General features: G+C 59.7%; 13 protein-coding genes. 4 read left to right on the top strand and 9 right to left on the bottom strand.

The genetic code is table 11. The annotated features are described in order from the left end of the window. Nucleotides 1-7: 7 nt before the first annotated feature. From ypfH to dapA, 6 genes are all read right to left on the bottom strand, one after another. Nucleotides 8-697 (bottom strand): esterase, encoded by a 690-nt coding sequence (gene ypfH, locus ACJ8MK_RS15670; RefSeq protein ID WP_033648809.1) that lies wholly within the window; start codon nt 695-697, stop codon nt 8-10. A gap of 120 nt (nt 698-817) precedes the next feature. Continuing rightward, complete coding sequence (locus ACJ8MK_RS15665; RefSeq protein ID WP_442517875.1) at nt 818-2,806, bottom strand: tRNA(Met) cytidine acetyltransferase TmcA; 1,989 nt, start codon at nt 2,804-2,806, stop codon at nt 818-820. A gap of 80 nt (nt 2,807-2,886) precedes the next feature. Further along, a complete protein-coding gene (gene ypfJ, locus ACJ8MK_RS15660; RefSeq protein WP_033635497.1) occupies nt 2,887-3,750 on the bottom strand; it encodes a KPN_02809 family neutral zinc metallopeptidase in 864 nt (287 codons plus the stop codon). A gap of 209 nt (nt 3,751-3,959) precedes the next feature. Further along, nucleotides 3,960-4,673 carry a phosphoribosylaminoimidazolesuccinocarboxamide synthase gene (purC, locus tag ACJ8MK_RS15655; RefSeq protein WP_033635498.1) on the bottom strand — a complete coding sequence of 238 codons (714 nt, stop codon included), beginning with the start codon at nt 4,671-4,673 and terminating at the stop codon, nt 3,960-3,962. 170 nt (nt 4,674-4,843) lie between these two features. Then, the gene (gene bamC / locus ACJ8MK_RS15650; protein ID WP_033648812.1) at nt 4,844-5,896 is read right to left on the bottom strand and encodes an outer membrane protein assembly factor BamC; all 1,053 of its coding nucleotides are present in this window, start codon (nt 5,894-5,896) and stop codon (nt 4,844-4,846) included. 16 nt (nt 5,897-5,912) lie between these two features. After that, complete coding sequence (dapA, locus tag ACJ8MK_RS15645) at nt 5,913-6,794, bottom strand: 4-hydroxy-tetrahydrodipicolinate synthase (protein ID WP_043147806.1); 882 nt, start codon at nt 6,792-6,794, stop codon at nt 5,913-5,915. Nucleotides 6,795-6,904: 110 nt separating this feature from the next. Here dapA and ACJ8MK_RS15640 point away from each other — a divergent pair, with 110 nt between their 5' ends. Both ACJ8MK_RS15640 and bcp read left to right on the top strand, forming a co-directional pair. Then, nucleotides 6,905-7,510, top strand: a complete 606-nt coding sequence (locus tag ACJ8MK_RS15640) for a glycine cleavage system transcriptional repressor (protein WP_369783268.1) — start codon at nt 6,905-6,907, stop codon at nt 7,508-7,510. Nucleotides 7,511-7,512: 2 nt separating this feature from the next. Then, the gene (gene bcp, locus ACJ8MK_RS15635; protein WP_033654587.1) at nt 7,513-7,977 is read left to right on the top strand and encodes a thioredoxin-dependent thiol peroxidase; all 465 of its coding nucleotides are present in this window, start codon (nt 7,513-7,515) and stop codon (nt 7,975-7,977) included. A gap of 43 nt (nt 7,978-8,020) precedes the next feature. On the opposite strand, the gene ACJ8MK_RS15630 is transcribed toward bcp, so the two are convergent. Continuing rightward, nucleotides 8,021-9,097 carry an AI-2E family transporter gene (locus ACJ8MK_RS15630; protein WP_033635501.1) on the bottom strand — a complete coding sequence of 359 codons (1,077 nt, stop codon included), beginning with the start codon at nt 9,095-9,097 and terminating at the stop codon, nt 8,021-8,023. A gap of 854 nt (nt 9,098-9,951) precedes the next feature. Between ACJ8MK_RS15630 and ACJ8MK_RS15625 the strand changes: the two genes are divergently transcribed. Then, nucleotides 9,952-10,164: a hypothetical protein gene (locus ACJ8MK_RS15625; RefSeq protein ID WP_033648813.1), complete on the top strand. Its 213-nt coding sequence runs from the start codon at nt 9,952-9,954 to the stop codon at nt 10,162-10,164. A 72-nt stretch (nt 10,165-10,236) separates the two neighbouring features. Here the strand turns inward: ACJ8MK_RS15625 and ACJ8MK_RS15620 are convergent, their stop codons facing one another. Together ACJ8MK_RS15620 and ACJ8MK_RS15615 are read right to left on the bottom strand one after the other, a co-directional pair. Beyond that, nucleotides 10,237-12,432: a TonB-dependent receptor gene (locus ACJ8MK_RS15620; protein WP_060423962.1), complete on the bottom strand. Its 2,196-nt coding sequence runs from the start codon at nt 12,430-12,432 to the stop codon at nt 10,237-10,239. A 56-nt stretch (nt 12,433-12,488) separates the two neighbouring features. After that, entirely contained in the window at nt 12,489-13,571 is a 1,083-nt protein-coding gene (locus tag ACJ8MK_RS15615) for a YncE family protein (protein WP_049233876.1), read from the bottom strand. 455 nt (nt 13,572-14,026) lie between these two features. Between ACJ8MK_RS15615 and ACJ8MK_RS15610 the strand changes: the two genes are divergently transcribed. Then, nucleotides 14,027-14,416: a GNAT family N-acetyltransferase gene (locus tag ACJ8MK_RS15610; protein ID WP_419679350.1), complete on the top strand. Its 390-nt coding sequence runs from the start codon at nt 14,027-14,029 to the stop codon at nt 14,414-14,416. Nucleotides 14,417-14,419 lie beyond the last annotated feature (3 nt).

Raw genomic sequence — 14,419 nt, 5'->3', positions numbered from 1 at the left:
TGAGTTTTTAGCGAAAGGCGATCAGCTCGCCGCGCTTGCCGGACAATGCTTCGTCCCAGTAGCGCTGCGGCACATAATAATGCAGCCTTTCCAGCGCGGCGTTCATCATGCCCTGGTTGATCGCGTGCCCGACGTTTTCCTCCACGTCCAGCGTGAAATCGGCGCCGCCGGCCCGAAGCGCTTCCGCCGCCGCGTGAGCGTGTTGCACCGCGATCACCGCGTCCTCTGCACCGTGGATCAAATGCACCACGCTGTCGCCGAAAGCCTGCTCAGGCAGCTGGGCGAAACGCCCGCTGAACGCCACCACGCGCCCGGCCAGTCGGGTTTCCGCTTTCAACGCTTCCAGCGCCATAATGGCCCCTTGCGAGAACCCCACCAGCGCCGTGCCGGCATAGCCCACGCCGCTCAGCTGCTGCCAATGGCGCACCACCGCCACAAACTGCGGCATCACGTCTGCAATACGGGCCGCGCGGTTCTCTTCGGTCACGTCCTGCACCGAAAACCACTGGCGCCCGGCGCCGTTGCCAAACGCTTCGGGGCCACCGATGCTCACCACCTGCGCCTGAGGAAACTCTTTGGCGAAGTAGCTGCCGATCTCCCCCATCGCCACCGGGTTGTCGCCGACACCGTGAAACAGCAAGATCAGCTGCGCCGCCGGGGTCGCCGGGCTTTGGACAACGAAATGCTCATGTTTCATCGATGACTCCTTAATAGTAACCAAACCTGGTGCGAGGACAGTCGCCGCCGCACCGCTGACAGTGACTATACGCCGTTGAGAAAGCGGGAAAATCGGGTTTTATTGAGCGAGTTGTTCAATTTATTGCAACGACTGCGCCCAGTCGCGCCAGTAGCGGCAGTGCTGCGCATTCAGCTGTTCCAGCGCCTGCGCCGTTTCATGCCGCCAGTGGCGCAGCAAGGCTTTCTGGCCGCTGACGCCCGCCTGCTCCGCGCAGGCCGCCGGGGATTGCCGCCGCTGCAGATGGCCGCGCAGCGCGGGCAGCGGCAGATTGCTGGCCAACAGCAAACGCTGCAATGCCCCCAGGCTGGCCTCCAGCGGCCGGTGGGCGAAAGCGAACCCGGCCAGCTCACGCCAGTCCTCTTCGCCGAGCGACGTATCGCCGTCGTCGCCCGGGATCGCCAGCGCGAGCTCGATGCGCTGCCGCAACCAGGGCCAGTCGCGCGCCAGATGCTTGTGCGCCGCGTGTCGCAGCGCCTCCCCTTGCTCGCTCAAGGGCAAAATAGCCATCGCGGTATAGCAGCCGCTGCTGGCCTCCGGTTTGCTGCCGATACGCACCAGCTCGAAACCGCAGGATTGCCAAAAGCGCCACAGCGGCTCGGTATAGCCGAAGCTGACCGACAGGAAATCCAGCCCCTGCGCCTGGCGGCGTTGCCGTTCGATCAGCTGACGCGCGATACCCTGCCGCCGCAGCGCCGGCAGCGTCGCGATGCGGGTAATGCGCCTTGAACGCAGCGTCGGCGCCCACCATTGGCCGCCGTGCGCCGCCAGCGACTGCGCCACCAGGTTGCCGCGCGGCCGACGGCGGCCGGCCCACACATCGTGCGCCAACTCGGCGCTCAAGCCGCCTTCGTCCACCAGCCACACGGCGCCGACCACCTCTGGCCCGGCCTGCGCCAGCCCGTAATGCATGCCGGGCGCATCCATCAGCCTGCGCAAGTCCAGCGGCGAGGTGCGGTAATGCGCGCTGCTCAGCAGGGCGTAGAAACGCGCCAGCCGCTGCGGATCGGCGCACAGTTCGCGCTGCTCCGCCTGGCTGTAATCGATCGCCTGGCCATCCGCCGGCCAGACGGGCAGCTCGTTGAACAACAGCACATTGTCCGTGACCCGTTCCAGCGCATCGCCCTGTGCCCAGCGCATCGGCTGTTGCAGGCTCAACGCCTGATAAGACGGCAGCCCGGCGCAAAACTTCAGCAGAAAACCGCGGCCGGTGCCCTCATACCCCTGCACCGTGGTGGTCAACAACACGCGAGGGAAATAACCGATCAGCTGCTGCAACAGCGGCGCGGGGATCGCCGCCGCTTCATCCACCAGCAGCCAGCCCACAGCGCTGACGTCCCCCTCCCGACACTGCGCCAGCAAGGCATCGGGCGCCCAAAACTGCGCGCGCCCCTGCGCCCATTCCCCGGCCACCTCCGTGGCGGCGCGGCTCGGTCCGGTGATCCAACAGGTCAGCGGCGACTGCGCCACCAGCATGCCGGCCAGCGTCGATTTGCCGCGGCCACGGGCGGCGGTCAGCACCCACACGCCGGATTCGGCCTGCAGCAGCGCCGTCAAGATCGCCTGTTGCTCCCCGGTCGGCCGGCCATCCGGCGGCAGCCAACCCTCGCGCGCCGGCAGCTCGGCGAGCGTCAGAGGCTCATCCTGCCGCCAGATCGTCACTTCTCGGTCGTCGGCCAGGTGCTGCTGCAGATGGTGAATGAAATGCGGGGTGGTGATCGGCTGTGGGCAATCGCTCCAGCGCAGGCTGTCGCCGTCCGGCAGCTGAGACCATTGCCGCCAGGGCGGCGTCAGCAGCAGCAGCCAGCTGCCGGCGCGCAGTGCGCCGCACAGCGCCGCCAATGCCTCCACGTCCAGCGATTGGCCGGCGTCGAACACCGCGTGCAGCCGTTCCTGCCCCAGCAGTTGGCGCACCGCGCCGCTCGCCAACGCCGTCAGGCCGGGCGGCGGGTTTTCCCCCACCCACGGCCAGTCGCCCGGCAGCGTCGCCGCCAGCCGCTGTGCCTGTTCGCGGCACCAGCCGGGTTCACCGCTGAGCACCAGCAGGCGCCGGATGCCCTGCCGTCGCATGAGTTGTTGCGCTGCCTGTAACATAAGGCTGTATCTCAATCCGAAAAAAATGCCGGAGTCAGGCTCCGGCACTTGAGGCGTTAACGGGATGCAAAGGTGTTGCAGGTATTGGGATCGCCGCTGTCGAAGCCCTGCTTAAACCAGGTGTAGCGCTGCTGCGAGGTACCGTGAGTGAAGCTGTCCGGCACGACGCGGCCCTGACTCTGCTGCTGCAACCGATCGTCGCCAATCGCCTGCGCGGCGTTCAGCGCCGCCTGCAGATCGCCCTCTTCCAGCATCTGCTGCTTCTCGGCGTATTTGCCCCACACCCCGGCGAAACAGTCCGCCTGCAGCTCCATTTTCACCGACAGACGGTTCACTTCCGCCTGGCTGGCGCCCTGCTGCATCTGGCGCACCTTGGGCTCGATGCCCAACAGGTTCTGCACGTGGTGGCCGACTTCGTGCGCCACCACATAGGCCTGAGCGAAATCACCGCCGGCGCCCAGCTTGGTTTTCATGTCCTGATAGAAAGACAGATCGATATACACCGTTCTGTCACCCGGGCAGTAGAACGGCCCCATTGCCGCCTGACCGGTGCCGCAGCTGGTGCGCGTCACGCCGCGATACATCACCAGCTTCGGCGGTTGGTAGGTTTTGCCCATGCGCTGGAAAATCTCTTTCCAGTTGTCCTCGGTCGATGCCAGCACCACCGAGGTGAATTTGGCCAGCTCATCATCTTTCGGACTGATGTTGGCGCTCTGTTGTTGCCCCTGCGGCGCAACGTTACCGCCGTTCAATAGCGGCGACAGATCGATGCCGTAATAGCCGGCCACCAGCACCACCACCAGAATGACGATGCCGCCCTTGCCGCGCACCGGCACGCGGAAGCCGCCGCCGCCCAAACCTGAAGATTGCCCGCGACGATCCTCAACATTGTCACTTTCCCGACGCCCTTGCCAACGCATAAATATACTCCAGATATTTCCCCTGCTCGTTGAAGTTGCGCCGCGATGGTAAGCGCAAAGGCAGCTTCAAGCCTGAGTGGGATAGGTTTTAGTCATCTCGCATCCATTATTATAAATGGTCTGCCGCAGAGGAAATGTAGAAATTTTCTGGAAAAACGCAGAATAGCGGGACGATCCGGCCGGATCGCCCCGAATGGCGGTGCCGACGCTTAGTCGAGCTTCACGCCGATGCGGCGCGCCACTTCTTCATAGGCTTCGATCAGGCCGCCCAGGCTTTGACGGAAACGGTCTTTGTCCATCTTGTCCAGGGTGTTTTTGTCCCACAGGCGGCTGCCGTCCGGCGAGAACTCATCGCCCAGCACCACTTCGCCGTTGAACAGGCCGAACTCCAGCTTGAAGTCGACCAGGATCAGGCCGGCGTCGTCGAACAGCTGGGTCAACACGTCGTTGGCGCGGTAGCTCAGCTCGCGCATGCGCGCCAGATGCGCTTTGCTCACCCAGCCGAAGGTTTCGCAGTAGGATTCGTTGACCATCGGATCGTGCATGGCATCGTTTTTCAGAAACAGATCGAACAGCGGCGGGTTCAGCACCAGGCCTTCTTCGATGCCCAGACGCTTCACCAGCGAACCGGCGGCGCGGTTGCGGATCACGCATTCCACCGGCACCATGTCCAGCTTTTTCACCAGCACTTCGTTGTCGGACAGCAGACGCTCCATCTGGGTCGGGATGCCGGCTTCTTCCAGTTTGCTCATGATGAAATGGTTGAACTTGTTGTTCACCATGCCTTTGCGATCGAACTGCTCAATGCGCTGACCATCCAGTGCTGACGTATCGTTGCGGAACTCCAACACCAACAGATCGGGATTCTCGGTGGTGTAAACGGTTTTTGCCTTTCCGCGATACAGCTCAGCTAGCTTTTGCATCTTACTTACTCCAGTGATGTATCCCCGATGTCTCCCGAGCGCGGCCCGAAATTAGGGGGTATAGAATTGACCTAATGAATTCTTTGGCGTGCCGGGCACTATTGTGCCAAACCTGCGACGCAAACGATACCGTATAGACAAAACAAAAAGGGGCCGCAGCCCCTTTTCGATTAGTTAACGCTGGTTTTACTGAAGGCAGACTGGAATGCCGCCACCAGTGCGTCGTTTTTCGACTGGGTCAGCGGTTTGCCTTTCGGATCGATGAATTGCAGGCTGGTGCGGTTGTTGAGATCGCCGACCTGCAGCTTGTAATCCCCTTCCGCCAGTTCAGGATCCTTGACGCCCAACGCATCCCAATCGCTGCTGCTCAGGGACTTGTAGGTCACGGCGACGGTGCCCTGCGGACGGCTGCGGTCACCCACTTTCATCCCCAGTTTTTCGAGCGCCGGCGGCAGGCGATCCCACACCACGGTGTACGGGCCGCGCACCACCAGCATCGGCAGGCCGGTGTCATCGGCGCCGCTCTGCACGTCCAGCGCGCCGAAGCGGCTGGCGGTCTGGCTGCTCGCCAGGTTGTCCTGCTTGTCCAGGCCTTCGATCAGGGTGTTGATCATCATGCCATTGTAGCGCTGGATCTCAGACTGATCGGTCACCTGTTCGGTCTTGCCCTGCTGCTGCAGGCCAACGCTTTTCACCACCAGCGCCTGCTGGTAGCCCTGTTGCTGCACGCTGATCTGATAACGGCCTTCGTACTGGTTGTCTTCGTCCAGACGGTTCCACTTCACCCAGTCGGTGGTCAGGGTCTGACCGGCGTCCTGGCGCGAAGCGATCGCGATGTTCTTCGCCTGCAGCAGGCTGACCACGCGCGACCACAGGTTCTGGTTCTGCGGGCTGTTTTCCAGCAGCAGCGTGCCGCTGTCGCCGGCGTATTGCGCGCGAGAACCGCTCAGCAGCGCCAACGGCTGCACCGGCGGACGAATGTCCAACTGCTTGCCGACGTTGCCTTGCAGCGTCGTGGCGGGAACGTCATAGTTGCCGCTCTGCACCGGCAGGATCATGCCGGACGGCGCGTTCAGCGCCTTGAGCGGAGCCGCGTCGAGGTAGGCCTCGTCGCCGCTGACCTGGCGCTTGTAGCGCTGATCGCTGCTGCAGGCCGCCAGCATCATCACCAAAGAGATGCCCACTACTTTTGCTACCGTCGACTTTTGCAATGAATAAGCCATCAAATTTCCCTTAGAGTTACAGCAAACCGACGCTTTTCAGCGCGCGCTCCACCACCGGGCGGGCGGCTTCGCTCAACGGCGTCATCGGCAGACGCAGCGTATCGGTTGCCATCAATCCCAACGCCTTACAGGCCCACTTCACCGGAATTGGGTTTGCTTCTACAAATAGATCCTGATGCAACGGCATCAAGCGCTGATTTAAGCGGCGCGCGTCGGCAAACTTGCCCTGCGCCGCCAGCGCGCAAAGTTCCGCCATTTCGCGCGCGGCCACGTTGGCCGTCACGGAAATCACCCCTTTGCCGCCCAGTTGCATGAAGTCCAGCCCGCTGGCGTCGTCGCCGCTCAGCAAGATGAAATCTTCATCGTCAACCAGCACTTGGATCTGACTAACGCGACTTAAGTTCCCCGTCGCTTCTTTTACAGCAACAATATTCTTGATTTTCGCCAGCCGAGCGATGGTCGGCGGCAGCATGTCGCAGCCGGTGCGCGAAGGCACGTTGTACAGGATCTGCGGCAGCTCGGTGCTCTCGGCGATCGCCTTGAAGTGCTGATACAGCCCTTCCTGCGTCGGCTTATTGTAGTACGGCGTCACCGTCAGGCAGCCCACCACGCCGGTGTTGGCGAAGCGGGTGGTGAGCGCGATGGCTTCGGCGGTGGCGTTGGCACCGGTGCCGGCGATCACCGGAATGCGGCCGTCGGCCAGCTCCAGCGTCTGCAGCACCACGTCAACGTGCTCGTCATGGGCAAGCGTTGCGGACTCGCCGGTGGTCCCTACGGAAACGATCGCCGCGGTGCCACTGGCTACATGATAATCGATCAATTTTTTCAGGCTCGCGCGATCGACAGCACCTTTGTCGTCCATCGGCGTAACCAGTGCAACAATACTTCCCGTAAACATTGGCCGTCCCCTCCACAAACAAGTCACTCATGGTACTTTTGCTGCCTATCCAAAAGCAAGCGCACAACCGCGTTGTAAGCGCTTGGCAGGCGGTTTTTTTTATGTTTACCATGGTAACCCCATTAAGCACGACAGGAAGCGCTATTTTGCCTCAGTCAGACGAACACTATCTCGTGATTACCGCGCTCGGCGCCGACCGCCCCGGAATCGTCAATACCATCACCCGCCACGTCAGCAGTTGCGGATGCAATATCGAAGATAGCCGTCTGGCCATGCTGGGAGAGGAGTTCACGTTCATCATGCTGCTGTCCGGCAGCTGGAACGCCATCACCCTGATCGAATCCACCCTGCCGCAAAAAGGCGCGGAGCTGGATCTGCTGATCGTGATGAAACGCACAAACTCGCACGAAAGGCCGCCGATGCCGGCCACGGTGTGGGTGCAGGTGGAAGTGAAGGACTCGCCGCACATCATCGAACGCTTTACCGATCTGTTCGACTCCAGCCAGATGAATATCGCCGAACTGGTCTCGCGCACGCAGCCGGCGGACGGCGACCTGCCGCCGCAGCTGTATATCCAAATCACCGCCCACAGCTCCGGCGATCGGGACGCCTCAAATATTGAGCAAGCCTTCCATCGCCTATGTACAGAATTGAACGCGCAAGGCAGTATTAGCGTGGTGAACTATCCACAGCATGACGAGAAAGATGGAGAGTAGTGATGAGCCCATTGAAAGCCGGTGACACAGCGCCGAAATTTAGTTTGCCTGACCAGGACGGTGAGGAAATTAATTTGGCCGACTTCCAGGGACAGCGAGTTTTGGTTTACTTCTATCCGAAGGCGATGACGCCGGGCTGCACCGTGCAAGCCTGCGGCCTGCGGGACAACATGGACGAATTGAAAAAGGCCGGCGTCGAAGTGCTGGGCATCAGCACCGACAAACCGGAAAAACTGTCGCGCTTCGCCGAAAAGGAGCTGCTCAACTTCACGCTGTTGTCTGATGAAGATCATCAGGTGTCGCAACAGTTTGGCGTGTGGGGCGAGAAAACCTTCATGGGCAAGACCTACGACGGTATTCACCGCATCAGTTTCCTGATCGATGGCAAAGGCAAGATTGAAAAAGTGTTTGATGATTTCAAAACCACCAATCACCACGACATCGTTTTGAACTACCTGCAGCAGTAAATCTCACGAAGCGCAGCGGCCTGCTGCGCTTCGTTATTCCCTCTCAGCCGGCCTCGTCTTCCACCTCGACCCGCAGTTCATCCGGCCAGGCGTGAATCACCGCCTTCACCAGCGTCGCCAACGGTATGGCGAAAAACACCCCCCAAAAGCCCCACATCCCGCCGAACACGATCACAGAAAGGATAATCACCAGCGGATGCAGGTTGACCGCTTCGGAGAACAGGATCGGCACCAGCAGGTTGCCGTCCAGCCCCTGCACCACCAGATAGGCGACGATCAGCGTCCAGAAATCGGCACCGACGCCCCACTGGAACAGCGCCACCACCACCACCGGTATGGTGACCAGCACCGCGCCGATGTAGGGGATCAGCACCGAGAAGCCCACCAGCACCGCCAGCAGCAGCGAATAGCGCATGTCCAGCACGGCGAACACCAGGTAGGTCGCCACGCCGACAATCACCATCTCCAGCACCTTGCCACGAATGTAGTTGGTGATCTGCTGATTCATCTCGTTCCAGACCTGCCCCGCCAGGCCGCGATTGCGCGGCAGCACGCGGCGCACCGCGTTCAGCAGCTGCTCTTTGTCTTTCAGCAGGAAGAACATCATCATCGGCACCAGGATCAGGTAGATAGCCAACGTCAGCAGGCCGACCAGCGACGCCAGCGAGAATTTCACCACCGACTCGCCCATGCCGGACAGCCGGCTGCGCAGGTTTTCCGCCATCATGTCGATGATGCCGGCATCCACCAGCGCCGGGTAACGCTTCGGCAGCGTCGCGGCGAAGTTATAGAACTGGTTGAGCATGCCCGGCAGATCGCTCATCAGATTGATGCCCTGTTGCCAGGCGGTTGGCGCGACGACGAACACCAGCAGCATGGCGACGCCCGCGAACACCAGCAGCATGATGCTCGCCGCCCAGGTGCGCGAACAGCCGATGCGCTGCAGGCGCGCGGTCGGCCACTCCAGCAGATAGGCCAGCACGATGGCGACCAGCAACGGGGTCAGAATGCCGTGCAGAAAATAGAGAATGAGGAAGCCGGCAACCAGGATCACCAGCAGCGCGATAGCCTGCGGATCGGTGAAGCGGCGGCGGTACCACTGTAATAACATCTCCAGCATCAGAGCGGGCTCCTCGAGGTTTGACGGGCGGGCATGGCGATTCCTGTGATGGGCGTGATTAAAGCATAGATAGAACGGGCGCACGCGAGGTGTGCAAAGCACTCAGAGTACTCAAAGTTCGCCATACATCAACCGCAATTTGGCTGATTTTATCGCGTGGGCAGGCGATCGGCGCAAAAATCCGCAGACGCGGCGACAGGCGCGGTGAGCGGCCCCGAACGGGGCCGCGGAAGATTACAGCGAGGTACCGATAGAAAGGGGCGAACCGACCGCCAATGCGAACAACAGCACACAGCCAATCGCGATCGCCGCCGCCAGATCATTTTTCATTTTCCCATCCCCTGATGCTTAAACTGATTATCGTCACGAACTCTGTCGGTTCTTGCGTTGCGGCCTTTTCTGATGCACGTCATTAAAAACCCCCGCCGCAGCGGGGGAGAAAACGTTCTGGTGCATCAAGTGTTACAAGGAGGTCATGAGGGATTGCTAACCCTAAATGACTATTTCAAGCTAGGATTATTCCCAGAGCATGGCAAGCGATCGCGTCGAGGTTATCCGCACTTTGAGATAAACCTCATAAAAAAATCCCGCACGGCAGCGGGATGAAGGGATGATAACGTCATGAATTTTTTATGCGGACAATGAGGCGGTATTGTCGTCATTTGGCGACAATACCGCGCCGGCACGGCGGTCACAAGGGAAATTTGGCCACGGTGAGGAAATCAGAATTTCGCCACTGCACGCGATCGTGCGCCCGCCAGCATCAACGAAAAAATGAGATTTTCGTCAGACAGCCGCCGGGCAAAAACCGGTAGCATGGCCGATATCATCCCAAACGCCGTAGGGGAAAAAAGATGAACAGCAAACCGTGTGAATTTGATGAAGCCATCTGTCTGGCGATCGGGCGTGGCGTTTGCGAAGTCGTGAAGATAGGGGATGAAATCAGCGTTTTCTCCCTGCTGGAAGCCATCGAGAGCTTCATCGAACGGCAGGCGCTCAGCGAAAGCGAAATCGCGGCGGCGGACGACGCGCTGGATCTGATCAGCGTGCTCACCCATCGGTCATAGTGAAAAACGATCCCCCGGTGACGAAGAAACCGACGGCCCATCACATGTGGGCCGCCGTCGTTTCTGTATCGCTTAGAAGTCGTAAGTTACCGACGCTTTCAGCGTTCTCGCCTGTCCCTGGAAGACGTAAGTGCCATTGCTTTCTACGCCGGACCAATACTTCTCGTTCGTGACGTTGTCCAACCCCACACGCCATACCAGCGTATTTTGATCCTCATTCAAACGCATGCGATAGCGAAGACCGAGATCCAGGGTCGTGAAACTATCGAGCTTTTTGGTATTGGCGGAGTCGGCATATTGCGAACCGGTATGCCGCACTTTCGCCGTCGCCGTCAGGCCATCGACCGGCCTGATATCGTATTCCGCCCCCAGCACCGCGTAGAAGTGCGCTACGCCGATAGCGTCTTTGCCATCGTTACGGCCGCCCTGGGTTTTGGTCAGCTCGGGCGAAAGCCAGGTAGCGCTGCCGTTAAGGCGCAGGCCGAAGGCCGGTTCGCCAAATACATTCAACTCCACGCCGCGGTTACGTTGCTCGCCGTTCAACGTGTAGTAGTTGTTGCTGTCGATCATGGTGGCCGGCTTTTTGATTTCAAACAGCGCCAACGAGCCGCCCACGCGTTCGAAATCAACTTTCACGCCCACTTCATTTTGCTTGGAACGGGCGATACCGGTACTCTGCCCGAAGTTAGCCGCCTCTTTCGGCGCAATGCCGCCAGGCTGCAACGCCTCGGTATGGTTGGCATAAAGCGACACCGTTTCCCACGGCTTGTAGACCAGCCCGAACGTCGGCATCCAGCGGCTTTGCGTATAACGGGAGGCGGTATCCTCCAGGCCGGTGGCGTTGCTGTAATTACGCACCACCACTTTCTGATGGCGCGCCGCCGCCGTTAACAACACCCGGTCGCCGAAAAAGCCCAACGTATCGCTGAACAACCAGCCCTGCGTCCGGTTACGCGCCGTGGTCAGCGGATCGCTGTAGTTGCCGCCGAAATAGGCGTTGTCCGGTATTGCGACATCATGGTTATCGTAGATATTGGTCGTCGGATTGTTGGCGGACATGCGCCACGCGGTTTTGTCGCGTTTAATCTGCGCGGAATAGCCGACGTTGACCCGATGCGAAACCGCCCAGGTCGTGAACTTGCCCTCAAGCCCCGCCATGCCGCTGAAAGCGTCGATAATGCGGTTGGTGTCCAGGCGCCCAACCGTGGCGTCGCCGTTGGCGTTGATGAGCTTCGGTGCGCTGTAAACACCGGTTTCATGGCCATGCTGCGCGCCCAAGCCGGCATAGGCCTTCCAGTCGCGGGTTAAATCATATTCCGCTTTCGCCATGCCGAATTCGTTCTCGATATCGCTGTAGCCCCACTGCTGACTGTAATTTTTACGGGTGTCAGGCACCGCGGGTATCACATCGATGCCGCTGATGTTGACCCCCATCGTTCCCCCATGGAAGGTCTTTTTCTGATAACCGAAGTCCAACGATGAACGGAAACGATCGCCGCGATAGTCCAGCCCAACCGATGCCAGCGTAGTGCGCCGCTTATCATCCTCAACCGCCGTTTCACCCTCACGGTGCACCAGGTTGACGCGAGCACCAAACTGGTTGTCGTCACCAAAACGGCGGCCCAGATCCAGCGTGCCGCCCACCTGAGAATCGGAGGTGTAGTCGAGGCCGATCTGGGTGGTCGGCGTTTCTTCCGCCCGCTTCGGTTCAAGATTGATCATGCCGCCAACGCCGCTGGAAGCCAGGCCGTTCAATAGGGCGTTCGCCCCTTTGAAGATCTCCACCCGCTCCAGCATCTGGGTATCCATCACCTGGCGCGGCACCACGCCCGGCAGCCCGCCCATCGTCATGTCGTCGCCGTCCAGTTGGAAACCGCGGATACGATAGGTTTCGGCGAAGTTACCGTACCCCTGCACCGCCTGTACACCCGCGTCGTTGCTGACCACGTCGGCGATGGTCTTCGCCTGCTGATCCTGTACCAGCTTCGCGGTATAACCTATGACGTTGAACGGAACGTCCATCGCTTTCTGTTCGCCCAACATTCCCAGGCGGCCGCCGTGGGCGACCTGTCCATCCAGATAGGCGGGAACCAAATCATTGCCGCCGGAGTTGAAATCGCCGTGTTTTTCGGCCCGGACAACCAGGGTGTCCTCCTGGTTTTTCTTGGCGTCGCCGTCTGCGGCCAGCGCCCCCTGGCTCAGCGCGCCAATAGTCAGCGCCAGCAGCGTTTTACGTAAAGGGAAATTCGTTGTACTGGTGTTGTGCATAATTCACTCATGAATGAGGATAAAAGTTAAATGGCCCGTCGCCGGGCCGATGAGGCTTATTTATTCAACGCGATGCGAACCACGCTGTCCGGCCCCTGAGTGGAATGATCTTTGTTAAACGGCTGTTTGACCGTAACGAACAATGTCTGGCCGTCTGCCGACAGCAGCAAGCTGTTTGGATTCGGCGGCAGCGGCCAGCGCTGTTTCACCGCATAGGTCGTCGCATCCAGGCTCAGCACATTGCCGGATTCACGCTGCGAGATGTAAATTTCGTTGCGCCGTGGATTGAAAACGACAGCCAAAGAGTCGCCCACATCAAGCCGCTTCAATAACTTCCCGGTGTGAATATCCAAGACCAGCGTGGTCTTCGCCTTGGAGTTGTCGGTGACGAACAAACGACCGGTAGCCTCGTCCTCCGCCATATTGAGCAGCAGTGCGGGTTGGTCTCCCAACGGTTTCCAGCGTTTTTCGATGCGGTTGGAACGCGGGTTGATCACCAGGATCTCGCCGCTGCCATTGGCGGCATACACGCGTTGGGTCTGTTCGGAGTAATGCAGGCCGGTCATCCATTTGCCGGTATTTTTAATGCGCGTTTTCAGCTTGAGCGATTCAGCGTCAACCACCCAAATTTGCGCCGGGTCGGCCACCGCCCCCACATACAGCGTGTTGTCGTGAGCCAGAATTTGGCGCGCACCATACGGCAACCCTTTCTCATTGCGCTCGCTGAACAGCAAACGCCCTTTCACCTTACCGTCGGCGGCGCCGATTGCGCTGATACCGCCGTCCAGCGAATTGCTGACATAAAGGGTTTTCCCATCCGCAGAGGCCTGCATGGCGAAATTTTTCAGATCGGTATGCGTCGTGCCAAGGGTTTTCAGGGTCTTGGCGTCCAGCTTATAGACCACGCCACCCTGTACATCTTTAAAACTTTCGGCACTGGCGACGTACAGCGCATCTCCCCCTGGCGTCAGCGCCATTTCATACAAGCCATAAGCCAGTTGGCGTTTGACGATGCTGTCGGATTGCGCCGCTTGCGCCAGAGGTTGCACGGCAGGGGAAGAGGAAGAGGTTTGGTGCGGCGTGCAGCCGCTGAGCGCCATCCCCGTCAGCAGGGCGAGCACAGAGGTTTTCATTTTCATCGGGGAAATCCTTGACCATTCAAAACGGTGTTTACGGCGGGCTCTGCAGTTTAGTTTTGAGCTTTCTCATCACGAGAAATGAGCGCCACCGCGCGTCTCAGTGTTTCCCTGTGAATCAACTATCACGCTAATGCAGGCTAATAACTCCTTCGTGCGCCCGCGAACAACAAAGAGAATGAGAAACATACTCATTATTATTTACGCAATCAAGCGTAATTATTTTCCTTCCTTCTCTAAAAGTCATGGCGACATCTCGTATTATCAAAACCAATACGCCAGCTATCGATCCCGGTGCCGTGCATGGTTATCTCGCCTTACACCGTCGATAAACGGCCTCACCCTGCGTACAGGCACTTAACAACGAGCGAGCAGACAACAGGAGAAGCCCCCTCATGACAACCCCTGCCCCACGGGAGTAGCAGCGTGCGGACTATCTCGTCAGCACCGATGCCGCTCTGCTGGATCTCGATGCCATCCATGCATTTCTGACCCGTTCGTCATGGGCGGAAGGCATTGATAAAGAGACCGTCCGCCAGTCCCTCGCCCACAGCCTGTGCTTCGGTTTGTATCACGGCGCCAGGCAGATCGGTTTCGCCCGGCTGGTTACCGATTACGCCACTTTCGGCTATCTGTGCGACGTGTACGTGCTGGAAACGTACCAAAAAAGCGGGCTGGGTCTGTGGCTGGCGGAATGCTGCCAGGCCCATCCGCTGATGGCGACGCTGCGGCGAGTCATGCTGGTCACCAGCACCGCCCCCTGGCTCTATGAAAAAGTGGGCTATAGCGCCATCAACCGCCCCGACTTTGTCTGGCAGATCGCCCGGCCGGACATCTACCGACGATAGGTG

The organism is Serratia sp. CY38905, from assembly GCF_052168875.1.
Classification (GTDB): Bacteria; Pseudomonadota; Gammaproteobacteria; order Enterobacterales; family Enterobacteriaceae; genus Serratia; species Serratia sarumanii.
This window is presented reverse-complemented; position numbering and strand designations above follow the sequence as displayed.

What these genes read in the sequence shown, in the direction of transcription:
- ACJ8MK_RS15620 (WP_060423962.1), bottom strand. Translation starts at nt 12,432, where the DNA reads ATGCACAACACCAGTACAACGAATTTCCCTTTACGTAAAACGCTGCTG.
- ACJ8MK_RS15640 (WP_369783268.1), top strand. Translation starts at nt 6,905, where the DNA reads ATGGTAACCCCATTAAGCACGACAGGAAGCGCTATTTTGCCTCAGTCA.
- ypfJ (WP_033635497.1), bottom strand. Translation starts at nt 3,750, where the DNA reads ATGCGTTGGCAAGGGCGTCGGGAAAGTGACAATGTTGAGGATCGTCGC.
- ACJ8MK_RS15615 (WP_049233876.1), bottom strand. Translation starts at nt 13,571, where the DNA reads ATGAAAATGAAAACCTCTGTGCTCGCCCTGCTGACGGGGATGGCGCTC.
- ACJ8MK_RS15665 (WP_442517875.1), bottom strand. Translation starts at nt 2,806, where the DNA reads ATGCGACGGCAGGGCATCCGGCGCCTGCTGGTGCTCAGCGGTGAACCC.
- ACJ8MK_RS15630 (WP_033635501.1), bottom strand. Translation starts at nt 9,097, where the DNA reads ATGCTGGAGATGTTATTACAGTGGTACCGCCGCCGCTTCACCGATCCG.
- bamC (WP_033648812.1), bottom strand. Translation starts at nt 5,896, where the DNA reads ATGGCTTATTCATTGCAAAAGTCGACGGTAGCAAAAGTAGTGGGCATC.
- dapA (WP_043147806.1), bottom strand. Translation starts at nt 6,794, where the DNA reads ATGTTTACGGGAAGTATTGTTGCACTGGTTACGCCGATGGACGACAAA.
- ACJ8MK_RS15625 (WP_033648813.1), top strand. Translation starts at nt 9,952, where the DNA reads ATGAACAGCAAACCGTGTGAATTTGATGAAGCCATCTGTCTGGCGATC.
- bcp (WP_033654587.1), top strand. Translation starts at nt 7,513, where the DNA reads ATGAGCCCATTGAAAGCCGGTGACACAGCGCCGAAATTTAGTTTGCCT.
- ypfH (WP_033648809.1), bottom strand. Translation starts at nt 697, where the DNA reads ATGAAACATGAGCATTTCGTTGTCCAAAGCCCGGCGACCCCGGCGGCG.
- purC (WP_033635498.1), bottom strand. Translation starts at nt 4,673, where the DNA reads ATGCAAAAGCTAGCTGAGCTGTATCGCGGAAAGGCAAAAACCGTTTAC.